This window comes from Sodalis sp. RH16 (assembly GCF_047324245.1).
Classification (GTDB): Bacteria; Pseudomonadota; Gammaproteobacteria; order Enterobacterales; family Enterobacteriaceae; genus Acerihabitans; species Acerihabitans ligni.
In genome coordinates, this window is record NZ_CP178737.1 from 713549 (window position 1) to 730926 (window position 17378).

General features: G+C 53.9%; 18 protein-coding genes. 1 reads left to right on the top strand and 17 read right to left on the bottom strand.

Annotation, left to right across the window (positions count from 1 at the left end; all coding sequences use genetic code 11):
• Nucleotides 1–109: 109 nt before the first annotated feature.
• The 8 genes from ACL2XJ_RS03330 to ACL2XJ_RS03365 are packed head-to-tail and all read right to left on the bottom strand — an operon-like array spanning nucleotide 110 to nucleotide 6663.
• Nucleotides 110–862, bottom strand: a complete 753-nt coding sequence (locus tag ACL2XJ_RS03330) for a TIGR03747 family integrating conjugative element membrane protein (protein WP_187514520.1) — start codon at nucleotides 860–862, stop codon at nucleotides 110–112.
• Nucleotides 862–2964 (bottom strand): type IV conjugative transfer system coupling protein TraD, encoded by a 2103-nt coding sequence (traD, locus tag ACL2XJ_RS03335; RefSeq protein ID WP_187514521.1) that lies wholly within the window; start codon nucleotides 2962–2964, stop codon nucleotides 862–864. The genes ACL2XJ_RS03330 and traD overlap by 1 nt, the downstream gene beginning before the upstream one ends.
• On the bottom strand, nucleotides 2961–3362 hold the full coding sequence (locus ACL2XJ_RS03340) for a hypothetical protein (protein ID WP_187514522.1): 402 nt from the start codon (nucleotides 3360–3362) through the stop codon (nucleotides 2961–2963). The genes traD and ACL2XJ_RS03340 overlap by 4 nt, the downstream gene beginning before the upstream one ends.
• A 10-nt stretch (nucleotides 3363–3372) precedes the next feature.
• On the bottom strand, nucleotides 3373–3960 hold the full coding sequence (locus tag ACL2XJ_RS03345; protein WP_187514523.1) for a restriction endonuclease: 588 nt from the start codon (nucleotides 3958–3960) through the stop codon (nucleotides 3373–3375).
• A complete protein-coding gene (locus tag ACL2XJ_RS03350) occupies nucleotides 3957–4475 on the bottom strand; it encodes an integrating conjugative element protein (protein ID WP_413725602.1) in 519 nt (172 codons plus the stop codon). Before ACL2XJ_RS03350 ends, ACL2XJ_RS03345 begins: the two co-directional genes overlap by 4 nt.
• Nucleotides 4472–5107 (bottom strand): transglycosylase SLT domain-containing protein, encoded by a 636-nt coding sequence (locus ACL2XJ_RS03355; protein ID WP_187514525.1) that lies wholly within the window; start codon nucleotides 5105–5107, stop codon nucleotides 4472–4474. The genes ACL2XJ_RS03350 and ACL2XJ_RS03355 overlap by 4 nt, the downstream gene beginning before the upstream one ends.
• Nucleotides 5086–5784, bottom strand: coding sequence for a TIGR03759 family integrating conjugative element protein (locus ACL2XJ_RS03360; protein ID WP_413725603.1), 699 nt, complete (start codon nucleotides 5782–5784; stop codon nucleotides 5086–5088). The genes ACL2XJ_RS03355 and ACL2XJ_RS03360 overlap by 22 nt, the downstream gene beginning before the upstream one ends.
• 33 nt (nucleotides 5785–5817) lie before the next feature.
• Nucleotides 5818–6663, bottom strand: a complete 846-nt coding sequence (locus tag ACL2XJ_RS03365) for a plasmid transfer protein (protein WP_413725604.1) — start codon at nucleotides 6661–6663, stop codon at nucleotides 5818–5820.
• A 233-nt stretch (nucleotides 6664–6896) separates the two neighbouring features.
• Here ACL2XJ_RS03365 and ACL2XJ_RS03370 point away from each other — a divergent pair, with 233 nt between their 5' ends.
• Nucleotides 6897–7997 (top strand): acyltransferase family protein, encoded by a 1101-nt coding sequence (locus ACL2XJ_RS03370; RefSeq protein ID WP_413725605.1) that lies wholly within the window; start codon nucleotides 6897–6899, stop codon nucleotides 7995–7997.
• A gap of 49 nt (nucleotides 7998–8046) precedes the next feature.
• Here ACL2XJ_RS03370 and pilV read toward each other — a convergent pair whose 3' ends face one another.
• Genes pilV through ACL2XJ_RS03415 form a run of 9 tightly spaced genes read right to left on the bottom strand, consistent with a single transcriptional unit; the run spans nucleotide 8047 to nucleotide 17375 of the window.
• Nucleotides 8047–9429 (bottom strand): shufflon system plasmid conjugative transfer pilus tip adhesin PilV, encoded by a 1383-nt coding sequence (pilV, locus tag ACL2XJ_RS03375; protein ID WP_413725606.1) that lies wholly within the window; start codon nucleotides 9427–9429, stop codon nucleotides 8047–8049.
• Nucleotides 9430–9432: 3 nt separating this feature from the next.
• Nucleotides 9433–10113, bottom strand: a complete 681-nt coding sequence (locus ACL2XJ_RS03380; RefSeq protein WP_413725607.1) for a prepilin peptidase — start codon at nucleotides 10111–10113, stop codon at nucleotides 9433–9435.
• Nucleotides 10110–10586, bottom strand: coding sequence for a lytic transglycosylase domain-containing protein (locus tag ACL2XJ_RS03385; protein ID WP_047609031.1), 477 nt, complete (start codon nucleotides 10584–10586; stop codon nucleotides 10110–10112). The genes ACL2XJ_RS03380 and ACL2XJ_RS03385 overlap by 4 nt, the downstream gene beginning before the upstream one ends.
• 6 nt (nucleotides 10587–10592) lie before the next feature.
• Entirely contained in the window at nucleotides 10593–11183 is a 591-nt protein-coding gene (locus ACL2XJ_RS03390; RefSeq protein ID WP_187514531.1) for a type 4 pilus major pilin, read from the bottom strand.
• 10 nt (nucleotides 11184–11193) lie between these two features.
• Nucleotides 11194–12312, bottom strand: coding sequence for a type II secretion system F family protein (locus tag ACL2XJ_RS03395; RefSeq protein WP_187514532.1), 1119 nt, complete (start codon nucleotides 12310–12312; stop codon nucleotides 11194–11196).
• Nucleotides 12305–13873, bottom strand: coding sequence for an ATPase, T2SS/T4P/T4SS family (locus tag ACL2XJ_RS03400; protein WP_187514533.1), 1569 nt, complete (start codon nucleotides 13871–13873; stop codon nucleotides 12305–12307). The genes ACL2XJ_RS03395 and ACL2XJ_RS03400 overlap by 8 nt, the downstream gene beginning before the upstream one ends.
• Nucleotides 13874–13886: 13 nt before the next feature.
• Complete coding sequence (gene pilP, locus ACL2XJ_RS03405; RefSeq protein WP_187514534.1) at nucleotides 13887–14408, bottom strand: type IV pilus biogenesis protein PilP; 522 nt, start codon at nucleotides 14406–14408, stop codon at nucleotides 13887–13889.
• The gene (gene pilO2 / locus ACL2XJ_RS03410; RefSeq protein WP_413725608.1) at nucleotides 14395–15687 is read right to left on the bottom strand and encodes a type 4b pilus protein PilO2; all 1293 of its coding nucleotides are present in this window, start codon (nucleotides 15685–15687) and stop codon (nucleotides 14395–14397) included. The genes pilP and pilO2 overlap by 14 nt, the downstream gene beginning before the upstream one ends.
• Nucleotides 15687–17375 carry a PilN family type IVB pilus formation outer membrane protein gene (locus ACL2XJ_RS03415; protein WP_413725609.1) on the bottom strand — a complete coding sequence of 563 codons (1689 nt, stop codon included), beginning with the start codon at nucleotides 17373–17375 and terminating at the stop codon, nucleotides 15687–15689. The genes pilO2 and ACL2XJ_RS03415 overlap by 1 nt, the downstream gene beginning before the upstream one ends.
• Nucleotides 17376–17378 lie beyond the last annotated feature (3 nt).

Sequence of the window (17378 nt, forward strand, 5' to 3'; positions counted from 1 at the left end):
TCACTAATAAAACTGCCTCAGGGAGAGGCGGGGAAGAAACATTCATTACAAGGTAACAGAAGCCCGTCGGATTCAGCACGCGACGCTCACCCAAAATACGCGATGTTTTTTACAGGTATTTTTTAAAGGCACCCGTAACAACCGTCAGCACAAAACCCAACATAATCGCCGAGGGTAACAGCAGCAAATTAGGCCATACCGCCGTTGGCCAGGCTAGATAGAGCATACAGGGGCCGTACATTGCGGGTTTCACGTAACGCTTCGCGTGATGGTAAACAAAGCTGGACTCATAACCAGCGCCGTAGCGACGTAAATCCCGACGAACGAGGCCGTCAACAATGCCAATAACGCTAACCATGATAAATAGCGGTACTGACAACACCAGGATAGCCACGCGAATGGCGAAGATAATGGTTACATACACCGTGGCCTGTAAATATTCCCACAATGCCCTCGCCAGCCAGCTACCAGCCCGGCTAAGCGTCTCTACTGTACCGCCCTGACTGTGCACACTGCGGGCGGTGTTCACCCAGCTGATAAATCCGGTATCCACAAAAATCCATTGGTACGCCTGTTGTATCCACGCGCTGATGACTGTCACCGGCTGTGAGAGTATCAGGCTGCGGGTAAAGCCTTCAGACAAATAACCGCTTTCCGTTAGCATGACTTGTCGGCTGTGTTCGGCCCCCTCACCCGCCCAGATAAACGTCATGCCGGCATACTCGATAAGCAGGCTGACCAGAAGAGAGGCCAGTAATATCCCAATCACCTTCCAGGGCATCAGCCAGAACAGGGTAATGAACAGACCGGGCTGCTTGGGCGGAGCCGTCTGCTGTCTCTGCTGAACTTTCTCCTCGGCCATTATCCCTCCGCAGATGCCGCCAGGGCATCAGAAGGTAAGGCGCTGCCCGTCCACCAGGTTTCGCCGGTGCGATAATTCTGTTGCATGTATTCTGCGATGCGGCTGATGCTTTCCGGCATCAGCGGGTCGTTACCGCTCCCCGGTAACGGCATCCGGATTTTCCACAACCGCCCCCCTTCCAGCAGGGCAAATGCCTGCCCCTTAGGCAGGTTGATGATATCCGCCGGTGTGATCATCGGCATTCTGGCCAGTGTCACCTGATCCTGCACGTTACTGTTAAAATCGGTTCCCTCACCAGGGCGCGACACGTCGGTCACGCCGGAGGTGAGGGTTTTATTGTACACATCGACTTCTGGCAATTGTTTGGTCAGTAGCTCCGCCGTGCTGTTCTCACGTACCCGCAGCATAATCAGTGAGTTGAAGTTACCGACAACCTGGTTCGCCTTCGCACGGCTCCCTACGCGGGCCTCGATATCAGAGAGAGTTTGGGTGTACGCCGTCACCTGGATACCGGCACCGCCCCCCTTGTTGATAAGCGGGATGAACTCATCCCCCATCAGCTCATTGAATTCGTCGCAGTGCAGATTGATAGGGACTTTCTTTTGCGAAGCGGAGCCGGTTTCATCTGCCAGACCAAATTTATAAATATGGCCGGCGACAGAAACCAGATCTGCAAACATGCTGTTGCCAACGGCCGAGGCGACCTCCGAATCCGAGAGTGCGTCGAGGCCGACATACACAATCCCTTTTTTACGGATCACTTCCTGCCAGTCAAAGATGGGACGTTTATCGTCCATATCGTTGTAATCCGGAGCCAGCAGCGCCGCCGTCTTGCCCGTGGTCAGCTTCTCCAGCAGGGGCAACAGGGAGGCCACGATTTTATCAAAATAGGTTCGGTCATAGCGAACTGCGCTCCGCAGTCCGTCCAGTACCGGATCCCACAGTTTCTTCCCTTCATCCGTGCTCAATGTCATCTCAATGGCCCATACCCGCAGCGCGTTGGCCTGTCCCTGCATGTTGCGTGGCAAGTCTTTTTCTTTGAGCATGCCCGAAGACAGCAAATTTTCTACCTGCATCAGCAGGTGAGGCGCCTTCGAGGCCAGCATATTTTCTACGTAGGTTTCATAGAGCTCACCAATGTTGGTGACGTAGCGCAGGATAAGGGTGTAGTCAGGACGCTGTCCAAGTGCCACCAGCGCCCGGGTGATGATATTCACAAAACGCCAGGCGAATTCACGAAACGCCGCCGAGTTCCCCTCACCGGACAGCTGCCCTGCGACGCGTGAGGCCACTTCAGAGATGCGGCTAAAGCGGCCGATGGCGTTATACCGTGCGCTGACGTCTGGCCACCCCAGGTGAAAGACGTAAAACTCATTCTCCCTTCCCGCTCTCCGAGCTTCTGCATACATGCGTTTGAGCAAGTCTGCGTCCCCCTTGGGGTCAAACATTACCGTAACATCACCGCGACGAATGTCCTGGGTAACAAGCACCTCGGCCAGACGGGTTTTACCCACACGGGTGGTACCGATCACCAGCGTATGCCCCACCCGCTCACCCAGGTCATACAGCACGTCACTTTCATCAGGTTCGACACCGTGATAAACAGGACTGCCTCCCACTGGCGGTAAAGGCCGTGCGGGATTGAATATTGAGTCGGTCTGCGTAAGACGACACAGCCACGGCAGGCTGTATTCCAGCCGTTTCTCCAGGTCGCGAGCCATGCGATAGATAACGGAAGGCTGAACATAATGTTCCGCTTCAGGCCGCCTCGCCTCCAGCAGACGTTGCGTGTGTTTTTGCGTCCAATGAAATCCGCGCCCCAGAAACAAATACCGCTGGCTGACGGGGATTTGCCGGCTGCTCAACTCATAGCGCGGCAACCGCTTAATATTACGACGATAACGCAGGATACGCAGCCCTTGCCGCGTACGTTGAAGAGCCAACACGCCAAAGCCGGCGGCAGTGACCCAACTGACAGAAGGGGCCAGGGCAACGGCCCAGGGTGCCGTTAGACAGATGTAGGTTGCACTCCAGGCGGTCCCTGCCGTATACAGCTCTACCGCAGGTCGCAAAAGGGATTCCATGACATAACGGTCGCTCATCGCTGCTTATCCTTCAGATTATTGCTGACCTTTTCCTCTGCTGTTTCTACCGCACTTACTGCCGGTTTTAGCAATGACGCATTCATACTCCAGACGTAGCGCATTCCCTCCAGCAGCACGCTAAAGAGAAGGACGCACTTCCCTATTTGATTCATCAGGTAGTGATCTCCCAGAACCATTCTGGCCAAGTCAACAAGTTGTCCCATAGGAAGGAAAAGCCAGAAGCCGAACGTCGACGCACCAATTAAGAAGAAAGGCACTGCGACACACACCCGCCAAAACAGCCTAAGCCCATAACGAAATGGATCGACCATAAGCAATGCAAATGCTTCAAGACGACCAAAGCCCAGCTGTCGCAGTCGATTGAATTTTGAAATAAAGGATTGAGGGGATGTCATAACCGGCCTCTCACTGATCGATGTATTGCCAGCCGGCGTTACCGGACAGCAGTTTTAACAGACGATTGCCGCTGATAAGCGAAACGTCGGGAACGGCGCGCAACGCTTCGCGGCTGACCTCCCCGGTTCGCCCGGTATGCACAAAGAATCCCCGACAGCGCTCCTGACGTACCAACGCCCCAAAGTCCAGGACATGCCCGGATGAAATGCAGCTGGAATAGCGTTTTGCCTGTATTAACCAGCGCTGGCCATTAATCCAGACCTGACCATCGACCCCGCCGTCGCCGCTGTAGCGGGCATTTCGCTTTATCCGACATCCCTGACGGGCAAACGCCGTCATAAGCATTTCTTCAAAAACATAGGGATTGATTTTTCGAAGGTAAACCAGCCTGGCAGCGTCATCCCTCAGTTGCGGGAGACGGGCAAGAATACGCTCGGCCTGACGCTGATAACGCCGGTGGCGGCGCTGACTTGCCGTGCCGAAGAGAAACGGCAGCAGCATGAATGCCAGAGGAAGTAGCAGAACGCTCAACCACCATCCCAGCGCGCCCTGTCGCAGGGCACTGAGAAACTCGCCCCCTGTAAGTGCAGGACTCATTGTGCAAGCCCCTTCTCGGTAATGATCAGCGGGTAGTGGGTTATCTGCAGACGGCGAGCCAGGTCGCTGCCGGAAACCGGCACCATATCGCTTCCCGGGAGCAATGCCTGCAAAGCCTTCAGGCGGTCCTGGTCGGCAACGTTCACCACAAATCCCGTGGCATTGAGACGCGTAAGCTCGACCCTGCGCTGAGCCAGCCACTGTCTGGACAGGTCATCATCGCCGATAATAAAAACGGGCGGCATCCCAGGGAGGGTGAGCTTTCTGGGCGTCACGGCACCGGGTGAAAGCTCAGGCGTGCGGACAGGTAATGCAGTCGCCACCGAGACCTGCGCGGGTACCTGAGCCTGCGCCACTGATTCCGGCGGCGTAAATTCACCGGGCTGGTCATTCACCGCATCAAAATAGGTATCCGTCGGCTCTCCCCCGAGGTCTCCCACCACAGTCAACGCCGAATACCCCGCCGTTGAACACCCCACAGCGCACATCAATACCATCATTTTTAAGAATTTCATTTGGGCTCTATCCAGGTGAGTTGATTACTGGCCAGCGCAACTCCCTTAAGCGGCGTCGGCATCAGATATTGTGTGTCAGAGGCCTGCTGAACGGGGGCCAGGGTGTCGAGCTTACGGCGCACGATCGCTATATAGATAGCCGCGGCTTTACCGCCGGCTGGGTGGTGGTAACACCCAGCAGCTTTAATCCAGCTCCCCGGACTGGCGTCATAGCAGGTTCGCAGGATATTGGCCGCGACGCGCAGGTTGGTGTACGGGTCGAAGGCTTCATAAAAGGAGGTAAACAGATGACCATTCCACCCCAGGTTGACCTGGGCAATACCGACATCGATGCGTTTGAGCGGATATTTACGGACAAATTGCAGCAGGGCTTGCCAGGCGGCTTCGCGGGTCTCAAAACGATAGCCTTTGCCCGCCACATTAATTGTCCAGGGCCACGGGCGTTCGCCATACGAAAGCCGCCGGGAGCTTTCGGTCAGGGCCAGGGAATATAAGGATTCTGCCGGCACCCGTGCCGCTGCCGCAATCTGATGATAGGCGGGCGGAATTTGCTGAAGCGGCTGAACGCTTTTCGCAACGCCGCACAGCGGCAGCATTAACAGTGCTGACATCAGAATGCGGCGAGTTGCCATCCGTTTTCCCCTTGCTGCAGGATCACCGGCATTTGCCCCTGACCGTAGGTCAGCCACAAGCCGCGATCGTGATTCAGTGTGATTTGACGACTTCTGACCCGGTCCACCGGAATGTTGTGGCTGACCGCCCATTTGCGCACCGTGTCATCTTTGCCATCACTGCCCACCAGGTAGATATCAACCGGGCGATTGTCCGCCAGGACGGCGGCGAGACGCGCATCACAGCGTTCACAGTTGTCGCGAACAAACAACGCCATGCGGCCGTTAGTGTCATGAGCAAGCCCAGAGGCGTTCCCCATATTGACCGACAGCGCATTAGGGTACAGACGGCTCCAGGCCGCGTTAACTTCCCGCTGGAACGCCAGTTCTTTTTCCGTGCGCTGGTATTCTTCTTTCACCCACAGTTCTGCGAGCCGACGGCGTTCTGAAACGCTGTCGCTTTCCACACCCAGCGTGGTCAGCGGATCAAGCCCGGGAGACTGGATCCCTCGCTTACCCTGTTTCAGTTGCTGATACTTCTGCCACTCTGTATCACTTAGCCCCCATTGCTGGGAGGATTGCTGAGACTGAGACTGGAGAGACTTATCCTGAAGACTGCTTGCGGTTGACGTGGTGCTGGTTGCGCTGTTAACGGTATCCGCTCTGGCGGCACACGTTGCCAACAATATGAATAGCATCACTAAGCGACTGATTTTCATCACGACTCCTGTTTACTGCGCGCTGAGGCGCTGTGGTATACCGTTAACAGAGAACACTGCCTGATTGCCCTCAATGCTGCGCAGCTGCCATCCCCAGGCAGAATCGCCCGGCGACAAAAGTTGCATCTGAGATAAGTTCGTAGCGCCCTGCGGCGCAATGACAGCAAAATTCTGACCGCCCCGCTGCTCAATGCCCGTCAGAATAAACGGCGCAGCCAGTGGCACAGTTCTGGCTGACCGCAGAGACTTTTTTGAGACACTGGTTTTATGTTTTTTTCCAGCGGTCACCGCACCGCCTGAAGCGGTAGCGGGTGGTTTCTGAGCCTGACTTGCCTTGAGGGCGTCAACAGTGGCTTTGAGGGAGGAAAACTCGAGAGCGCTCGCCTGACCATTATCAAGCTCATACTGAAGCGCTTTTTTCTGCTCACTGATTTGACTGTCTAATAGGTCAATTTTTTTGTTCTGGTCAGCGATTTGACCGTCCAGCACTTTACCGAGTTCACTCATTCCTTTCAGCACGCCGGCTCTTAGCGCAAAGCGTTCATCTTGCTCAGCAACGTGCTTTTCCAGCGCGGCCACTGACGATGAGAGCTGGCTGATCTGGCCGCTGCGGAATGCGGCTTCGAGAGAGTTAACCCGAATGTCCATGTTATTCAGCTGAAGATACAACACGACGCTGAGCACGCCCGGAGCAATAACAAAGAGGGCAGCGAAACCGATGGCAGTACGTTTGAGCAGGGCTGACTGACTAAGCGAGAACGAGGAACGTCGAACGGCAGTGGCATTTCGTTCACCAACGCTTTCACTTATAACGGGGTCTGGGACAGGTTCGTGTTCTGGCAATGTTTCGAAGGTCATTGCACATCATCCTTACAACGGTTCAGAAAGGTGTAAGGTGCAAAAACCAAGGAAATAAGGCGATGCTTAACTCAATATTACTGTCTAAAAATTTCCAGGGTTAAGCTTCAAAACTTAACCGCAAAGATCAAAATCTATGTAATTTTATTGTAAGAAGTGTTGGGTATTCGTAAGATAATGGCCTCTCCAAATTGCCCTTACCCTGTTAGGGCCAACATAGCAGTTTAAAAACCATGCACAATGTTAAGACGTATGATTCGATTCAAGCTTTTAGGGGACTTGCCGCATTAGCCGTAATGCTCTTCCATTTCAGATATCTCATAAACAATGAATTCCCTAATACCGGAAATTATCTTTTTGGGTGGGGAGCGATCGGCGTTGACCTGTTTTTTATTATCAGCGGTTTTGTCATTACACTCTCCGCACAAAAACTAGGCACTGGAATAAGAGCATCCTTGACCTTTATTAAAAGTAGATTAAAAAGGATAATGCCGACCTACTTTATCATTCTTCTGGTAGTTTTCATATTATCTGGCGGCATGAGTATATTTCATTATTCAGATAAATTAGCTAATTTTGTCAGCGCGCTATCCTTCCGCCCAATATATACCTCTAACGCACCATTCTATATTAATGACAGCGGCGTATATGGTGTTAGATGGACGTTAAATTACGAGATTTATTTCTATTTAATTTCCTCGCTCTGTCTTTTAACTAAAAGACCATTATTATGTTTACTGTCATTTTTCATGACCGCACTTGTTATTATACCCATCATAAGTGGACAGCAATTCACTTTATCCTCAGAAGGGTATCAATTCAATAACCCTTATTTAAATCTTCTCACAAATCCAATAAGTTGGATGTTCATTTCCGGTGTGCTTATTGCTCAGTTAGTACCTCTTGCACAACGCTTACCGGCACCACTAAGAGTAACCTACTTAGCATGTGTAACCCTCTATGCCGTATATAGCTTGTTTTTCCTTAAGCAAATTGGTCATGGGTTGTTATCATCTGGCTTAGCTCTGATATTCCTTATGAGTGGGGTGGTTATGAATGATACATGGTTGAGACGACTCACCCCGAGATGGTTAATTTTCATTGGGAACATTTCGTACTCACTGTACTTAATCCATACATTAATGAACACAGGCCTTGGAAAAAGGCTTGCGTGGACTGGTCTTACTGATGGAGTAATTGGGTTTGTGGTTTATTCTCTTATTTCGTTGATATTAGCAACTCTTTCACATCGATACATTGAAGCATTATTTTTCAGCAGAAGTAAAAAAGGCGATCAAAATAGAAAAGCAGATAATTTACTTGCCGACCAGTGAAGTCGGCAGATAATAAAATGGCCTTCTGCCTGATAATCACAAGGCCATTTTATTGTCGAACACAGGATGCCACTGCGGCATAACATGATGGCCTTCCTTGATTATTCGGCGTTGTTATTACCCAACGATTTCCAGGATTATCTGCATAATTTGAGTCTGGAGAGTTGTAAGCTCCACCTTCAGTCCACTTCGTCAGTTGATACCCTCCAGAAATTAATTTAGTTCCTGCTGGACAAGTCGCATAAGCCACCGTTAGGTTAGCGCACGCAGATGGGCTAATCACGGTTTGAATGTCAAATGCTGGAGTTTGACGTTTCCACACTCCAGATTGGCATGAAAGCAAGGCCCCTGTGGAATCATGACTAACACCTCCCGCATCACATCCCCAACCCTCATTGTTTATTTGGTCAAGCTGCAGGATACCCCCTGCAGAAAGACGATCATCTGCACGAACGCTCCCCCCTCTGATCTGACCACCGGTGTAGATGTTTTTATCATTGATGGCTCGTACCCAGTCATTATCAGTCATGGTAAAGCCCCCCCCATGGGTCTCATTGAGCCAACCTTTACTGTCTCGGGTTATCAGCCACCCGTTATTACTGCGAATATCACCGCCTGCGGTGATGGCGTTTCCAGCGGTAATGCTATTATTGGCCGTTACGTTGGAGATAGCATTCACATTTCCCCCCTGAACTGTACCAGCAGCAGTAACATTGCCACTAAAGTTTCCCGTCTGCGCGTTGACCGTATTGGTATTGTTGAGGTTATTACTCCCCATATCAACGCTCGTATGCATGCGGTTCAGGTCAGGTTTTCCTGTCACCGAAAAACGGTACAGACGGTCACTCTCCTCCCGGGCAACACCCAGCTCATCAGAAGGGATAAGCGCTCCGACGTGCCCGCTGGATGTACTGACGCCAAAGCTGGCTAAGGGCACGCTCCAGCTCTCCATCGCGCCGGTCACATTGGTACTTTTCCAGACGTACGCACCCTGGCTATCAATATCCACGGAGATCTGTCGCAGTGCGGCATACGGTAGGCTTTCTCCGCCCTGGGTGATCACCAGCGCCTGCAGCTGGTCAGTGTTCGTCGCATTGCGCGTGACCGCTGCACTGATCTGCTGCCCGTCAGCCGTGGTATTACTGAATCCGGGTTCGATAAGCCCCGTATTTTTAAGCATCTGCGGGGTAATAATCACCGGTGCAGTGGTTCCTGCAGCGGACAGAAGAGTGTCATAGTAGCGGCCCACATAGGCTTTCACCGACGATCGGAAGCGGGTCAGTTGGGATGCCGTGACCTGCCAGCCGCGTTGCTGGATATAATCGTTGTAATACCCCATGGACCACACCGCCACCGCCAGGAGGATAAGCAGTCCGATACCGGTACTCATCACCGTCCAGCCGCGGTGAACACGTTTAGAATTTGTCGCCATACGTCACCACATGAATAAAGGATCTGAAACGTTGAGCGCCATGCACAGCAGCGCCCCGTAACCCAGCCACGGTCCCAGGGGACCACCGCGGGAGGCCTCCCGCGATCCGGCGTGCCAGAGAATAAAACCGACCAGCCCCACCATGAGAGTAAACAGCGTGAGGGGTGAACCAAACCAGGCACCCAGACCTGCAGCCAGCCAGACGTCGCCCAGCCCAAGCACTTCCCGCTGAGCGAGACGCTCTCCCAGATCGCGGATGAGCCACCCGAAGCTGAACAGAATGAAGGACGTTAACGCATGGGCAGGAAGACACTGATTACCCCAGGCAACGCAAAAACCTGCTGCAGTAAACGGCCAGGTAAAATCCCGAGGTAACCATCCCGTCAGGGCGTCGATGAGGCTCATCCGAAAGATAAATACGACAAAAAGAACCGACGTCATCAGCTCAAACGGTTTGCTGAGTGAAGACAACATGACTATTGCGCACAGGGCAATGGCGTGAAGCCAGATGTGCTGTTTGATAGCACGCGCATCAGATTCAGAAAATGCCTGATGCCCGTAATCCTTCATCACGTCCGTTACCTGAGCGCTCTCAGAACGCAAGAACAGTAGTGCAAGGCAAAACAGCGGGAGCGACAGCGGCCAGGGGCCCACTATCGTCAATACTGTGACAGGTTCGGTCATATGACTATTCCCTTTTCCTGTTTCAGGATCCGTTTGTAGATGGCATAAATACGGTTGGCGTAGGACTCACGCGTTTCATGGCGGTCTTTACGAAAACCGGCATTGTAGGAGCCCAGACAGTTCCAGCTGATGCCACAGACCTGAAAATGTGACGCCAGAATCCGCGTTCCGATTTGCACATTGAGACAGGGGCGCGTCAGGAGATCGCTTTTTTGAGTAATCACCCCGTCGCGAATAAGCTCCGGGATATGCGTTGAGTTGACCTGCATCAGCCCGTAATCCTCACTCAGGGCACGGCCGGTCCGTTTGTCACGGTTAATGTTAATGGCGGAGGGATTCAGGCTGCTTTCTCCCCGGGCAATGGCCTTTAACAAAAGAGGATCGATGTGGTATTTGGCACCGGCCGCATCAAAACAAAATGCGGCCGCCGGCTGGCACACGACCAGAAGCAGGAAGAAAAGAACGCGTGCCATGCACTTTTACCCGTTAACCGTAAAAGTCAGCGTGTTCTGCCCCGTACCACCGCTGTCTTTAATGCACTCCTTAGTCGCCGTTTCAGCAGACACGTTGCCGTCTGTGTGTGCCGAGCTGTTAATACTCACGCTGGTATACGCACCGTTACCCATTTGCTGCGCGATAGAAATACAGGCATCCTGCGGGATTTTGGCAGAAGAAAGGGAGAATCCGTTGTTGAAGCCATTGGCCGCGACAGGCGTAATTACCACCTGACCACCGAAGGTGTTGGTCATTGTGGCAGTCCCTGAGGTTTCGTCCCCCTGAATGGTCATGCCCTTGGCCCCGCCAGCAGCAATCACGGTACCAGTCATTGTGGCTGCGCTGGTGAAGTTATACCCGCTCGTTTGTTTAAAATTGCCCCGGACATAGGTGATGATGCTTTGGTAATTCGTGACCTCCATGGCCACATCCTTCTGCGTCCACAACCCCCACAGCTTACTGACGACGTACACGATGACAATAATGGCCAAGATGGCGAGCGTTCCATTTTCAATAATGCCCCACCCGCGATGAGGCTGACGACGAACTGAAAGGGATAACGGATTAGCTGACATAAGAGGTCCTTTAATGAGGAGAAGTGTGGGTCATGTCCTGAATTTGCATCACCATGCCCAACATGAGTAAGAAGAAAGTGATTATCAAAAACAGAGAGAAAAGTTTTGCGACATTGGCGCGCTGGCCAACCACTACCAGCACCTGCTCAAGCCAGCGGTCAGCGTAGCGACTGATAAGCGTGGATGCGCCGTCGCCCTGTCCCAAAATCGACAGGTAGTTGGCCGCTTCCTGACTGGGGAACTGGTATCCGCAATCGCGCAGCGACCTGCCAAGGCCGCTGCCCATGCTGATACCGTCCATCACGGCACTAAGCCGCTCACGTAGCCAGGGGGAGCCAAAATCATGCAATATTCTGACGGCATCAAGATGCGGCACGCCCGCCTCAAGCAGCGCAGAGATGTTCATGAGAAAAACGGCACCCTGCAGATCTTTGTAAATGGACCACGGCATCAGCCGGTCAGCAAAGCGACGCAGCCGGCCCCGCCAGCGCGGCAGTGACCAAAACACGAGTCCCACTAATGCCACACTACCAATAGCAGCCACGCTGCCGTAAGCCGTGGTGAACGCTGACACCTGGTTCATGAATCCGAGGGAGCCCGTCCAGGACTCAGGAGGAGACAGTTTGCTGAGCGTCGGAATAAGCAGCCGGTTATTGACTGTCAGCAGGCCGGCGCCCAGGGAGAGCAGTAAAATCGGATAGACGGAGGCCATCATTACCTGTGCCATAATCCGCCGCCGGGCGACAATCAACTTGTCGGCTTGCTCAAGAGAGCGAGGCACGCTGCCGCTGCGGATACCGGCGCTGATAAGCGCGGCCTCTTCCCGCGGAACCCAGGTGGCCAGAACGTCAGACAGAGAATGGCCTGCGCTGTTATCTGCAAGCGCTTCAAGGCAATCCTCCACCAGTTCGATATAAGGATGCCAGCGACGGCCAAAATCGGTATGCACCTCCCCGATCATCGTCAATGCCTCTTTGAATGATTTCTTGTTTTCCAGCAGAAAACGCAGCGTCTCGTAAAAGGGTTGACGGTATCTCCCGGTGAAGGTCCTGCGCACAAGCTCGTAACGAACGCGTTCTAACAGGTTCATCTCCTGTGCGCGGTAGGTTACGGTGGAATACTCAGACATGAGGCACCTCGCAGGCGAGCAGCTCATCTTCATCGAGCGGACACACGAGATCGCCGTCAAGCGGGTCTACAAGCCCTTCGGCCAGGCGTCTCAGAAGATGTGTGCGCCGGCTGATCCCGCCAAGATGCTGCAACCAGTATTGCCGCGCGACAGAGGTTCCATGAGACAGTAACAGGCTCATAAAACGGGCGTCGGGTCGGATCACTTCGGCCAGTACGGTACGGCCGGTCACGCCGCGGCTGACGATGCGTCCGGTAAGCTCGACCTTTTTCTGACAATGCTCGCAGCCGTCGGGGTGACGAAACCAAAGCTGCTCCGGTGAGCAAATGTCGGGTTCATTGCAGTATTTCTCCAGTCTTTCTCTGACATGCGCCGTAAGGGTCGGGGCCTTCTCAGACCAGGAAACGCGGCAATGCGGACACAGAGTCTGAACAAGGCGCTGACTCAGCAGCCCAACCATGATTTGCGGATCGGCAATGAGTTGAAGATTAACACCCATCGAACTTATACGGGGAATAGCACCGGCTGCGCTGGGCGCATGCAGCGTATCGAAAACGACGTGGCCAGACTCAACGGCGTGAATAGCCGCCATGACGGAATTGCGCTCCTGCATTTCCCCGATCACGATACCGTCCGGATCTGAGCGGAGAGCAGCGGCGTTGGAGTCTTCCCAGGCCTCAACAACGTCTTCGCGGGCACTACTTTTGGGTGTTACTGAGGTTTGAATAGCCCCGGCAATGCGACCCTCAACGGGATATTCGATGGTCAGCAGGCGTTTTTTACCCCTTGTACGATCGAGCCAGAGCCGGCTAAAGGTGCGCAACGTCGTACTTTTCCCGGACCCCGTTGGCCCCGTCAGCGTCACCATGCCTTCCGGTATTCTCAGGATTTTTTCAATCAATGCCTGTTGCTCGGGAAGGAAGCCAAGTTGTTCCAAAGTAGGCACTTTATCACTGTCGTCCGGAATAATACGCAGCACGACGTAAAGCCCGTCCGGTGTCGCCATATGCTGATAACGCGCGCCAAACACCCCGGCACGGCGGGCATACTCCGAGGCTACCCTGCCCTTTTGCGCAATATGTTCAAGGAAGTCAGTCGAAAGCAAGTCACACATGGAGCGGTAAATCGTTGATACCAGAGACAAGCCTTCGTCATAGGTCAGCTCGTCAATGACTTCCAGCTCACCGTGTATGCGCATTTCAATGACGGTAATCTTTTCATTCTTGCTCAGTGTCAGGTGAATATCCGAGGACGCCAGCCGTCCCGCGGCACCCATATAGGTCAGCACTTTTTGCTGGGTTGCACTGAGATCCTGCATCTGCGGACCGGTAGAGCGCGCGCTGGCCCCGCTATTTGCCTGCCTGTCACGCCGGGCATTGAGCTCACTGAGTGACACAAACTCTTTTGTGGCCAACGGATAGGCCTTGACCCTATCCATGACCCAGCGCTGAACCCGAGGATCCGTTCGGCGGTTGGTGTCAATGACCAGCCTGACGGCCCCATGACTGTCGGGAACCTCCTCAGCCAGCACAAAATCCATAATTTCACTGTCCGGTTGCATGGTTTTTCCTTAATCAGAAGGACAGTTCTGTCCCGTCACTCAGTTTCACTGCATTCAGGGTGACTGATTTGACCGTCAGCTTGCTTCCCGGCAACTGATCGCCTGGAGAAATCTCGGTCACCCCACCCTGAGGCAGAACAATGCGGGCACGCAGCTGCGCGCCCTTTCCATAAATCTCCTGAAGGCGGACAGGTGCCGGGACACTCTTCTCTGACGGTGCTCGGGTAGCTTGCTGCTCCGCCCCCGCAGTCGGGGAGCCTGAAGGGATGAAAGGCAGCGACGCGGGGGCATTGGCCACAGGGCTTGCCTGACTCATCTGAATTTCACTTTCGCTCTCACGCAGCTGCCGCGTGAGTCTGGCGGTTTGCACCTGCTGTTCCAGCAGGAAGTTGCGGGACTGAATGGCCTCGAGCTGGCCGATCGTGACATTCCCCGTATCGGCAGAGACCGGGCTTTCTGCCGCCAGGCACGGTGGGCTAAAGACAGCAAAAATGCCCAGCAGCCAGAGTCGGGAGGCGGGCTTAACGTTGTGCATAGAGACTCCCCTTAACGGTGTAGTCAAACTGCCCCTGTGGGCTGAGCGTAAAGGCAATACTGAAGAGACGAAGCCCGGTATCATCGCAGCCGGCCAGCATCCACTCCGGAGCCAGACGGGCATTGACCGCAAAGGTAAACTCACGCCAGTCCTGAGGGGGAGGAGGATTGGCTGCACCGGGGATGACTTCCGGCGGTTTTATCTCGGTAAACTGGACGTGGATGTCGCGCCGCTGCAGATGAGAAACAAAGCGCATCAGTTGTGCGTTGCCGTCGGGTACGTCCTCATCTCTCACGGGCTGAGTGCTGGAAGCATAGGGCACATTGACATCCCCGTTCTGTCCGCCCTCTTTCAGGTTGAACTCCGCGCTCTGCCCAAAAATCTGTTTAGCCCGGCGGGCAAAATCCTCCACCGTGGTACCGGGCATCGCCACATACCGCAAGCGCAGCCCCGTCTGGGTACATTCGCCGGCGGTAAGCCGCCATCCCACCACCGAAACAGGCAGGGGCTCGCGGGTAAACCAGCACTGACTCAGAAAAACAGAGGATGGCAATAAAGAGGCCCACGGATGTGCAGCCTTTGTTGGAATACTGGGCTTCGTCGCCGTCAGGGCCTGCGCTTTATACTCGGCCAGCGCAGCCGCCTGCCTGGCCCGCAAGGCCGCATCATCACGCCAGTAAAAGAGCGCGGCGCAGATACCTGCTACCAGCAATACCAGCGCGCCTAATTTTGGCAAAGAGGGGATTTGACGCAGTTGAACGCGACGACGCTGCTGGCGAGTTAATGAACCGCTCAGGCTTTGCCAGGATTGAGGGGCTTCGGGCGTCGCAGTACATTGCCAGCCGCGCTGCACATCACCCGGCTCATTGAACTCAATGAAACGTTCCTGGGCAGCGTTCACCTCTTGCAATGTTCCGACCACGTCTCCCATGACGGAGAGGCGCCCCCCGACCGTCGCAAAAAACACCCAGCGGTCAGCGCCTTCTTCAACACGATAAATGCCGTAGCTGTTGTCCCCTTCGCGTATTAAAAATGCAGCAGCCAGCGAAAAGAGGCCAACGCCACGCCTGACCCGGGCAGGTCTGGCGAAGCCAACCATCCTGTTGGGTTTTCTGCCCGTCAGGATCCGATGGGTATCGCCGCGGTTATTGCGTCCAAAACCAATCCCGGCGCCCTTTTCATCTGCCCAGCGTACTCCTGCCAGCCATCCGCAGCGCCCCTTAAGAAGAACGGGCTGTGTCGCCGGTGAAGGACGATTTTCTTTAGGATTTTTCATCATTACCTCAGCAATACTGGTGTAACTAAAATGACCAGGGTGGTGCGCGTAGTACTGCCATTTTGCCCTCCGCCAAACATGAAGTTGCCCGGCGTGAATGTTCCTTGTTTATCTGCTGAGGTGGTGACCTGGTCAGACCCTGTCAAAACCAGCGTTTCCCCGGCACGCATGTTGACTTTTTGGGTCAGCGCTTCCTGCTGGAACGTCGGGACATCATTGCGGGTATTGCCGTCTTTGCTGAGAAACTTTTCGACTTGTGGGGGGCTGGAATAGCTGAACGCAAACTGCAGCTGCACATCACCGTTTTCCTGGATATACGGCAGCATGGTCATGAACAGGCCAGTCGTCAGAATGCTGGTTTGCATAGAGGATGTGACCCCGACGTTCGCCGTCGCTGTCGAGCTTGAGCTGGTCAGAATGCCTTTTTGATTGGAGAGCTGATAAGGAACAGGTGTAAGGTTTGTGGTCGCACGATTGAGCTGGGTGACAACGCTGACGTTACCTTGCTCAGACAGGGCCTTGATCAGCAGCTGTGAGCCGGAAAAACGCGCCGCACTGCCGCTGGCCGTATCCAGAATGGAGAATCCTGATGAGACGGCATTGTCAGCAGCGTTAGTGAAATTACCGGAAAGCGTCGCGCCGGCCGTATGCAAAGATTTGTACACCAGCCCCCAGTCGAGTCCCATCTGTTCATTACGGGTCTGCGTTACACTGAGTACACGTACGCTCAGTTGCACCTGGCGGTTTAAAACTTTGTTCTGGTAATCGATATAACGACCAATGCGGTCGAGCACGACCGGTGTATCCGTTACCGTTAATGTTCCGCTGGCAGACGATAGCCAATAGCGCCCCTTGGATGGGGTGATCATGTTATCGATGGTTTTACGGATATCATCATAAAGATTGCTGCTGAGATCATAGGCTGTTTTTTGCGCCGAGTTGATATCCCCTGAGGTACCTGAGCTTCCCCCGCCACTGCTGCCCAACTGATTACCGGAACCTGAGTTAACCGACGCAGTACTGTCGATTTTGGTATTCAGGATCACCAACTGATATGTACGGGTATCGAGCTGATAAAAAACAATCGTACCGTGGTCATTACGCGCGGACAGTCCAAGGCGGCTGGACACCATATCCAGGAACCCGCGAAGTTTGCCCTGCCATTTCAGGCCGGTGAGTACCGGGTCTGTCAACGAGACAGAAGCGGCCTGCTGCGCTTGTCCTCCAATATTGGGCAGAGGAACTCTGCCATTATCATCCGGTGCTGGCAGTTTGCCCGTCAGCTGCTGGGTAGTGATACTCCCACCACCTGTTGAGACCAGCGCTTGCAAGGCATCAGGTGTAATAGTTACCCTCAGACCACACATTGCCGTGATGCGCTGCCCAATCTCAGGCAGGGTCATTCCTTCAGGCCGGTTAATGGAGATATCGCAGTCAGGGAATGCGCTGTCTTCTGGGGTTGACACGACAGGGATGACAGGCTGGAGATTTACCCAGGGCTTATCCGTCCAGGTCACCGGTGCTTGCTGTAAATTCGTTCGGCTTTGGGTGATCCGTTGTGCGGTATCCGCATCACTATCCGCCTGGCGGTCCATGCGATTAATTTCTTTGAGAGAACATCCGGCCAGCATCACCAATGCGGCCGTGATAGCAGCGAGGAGAACGGGTCGGGAAAGGCAAAACTTCAGCATTCT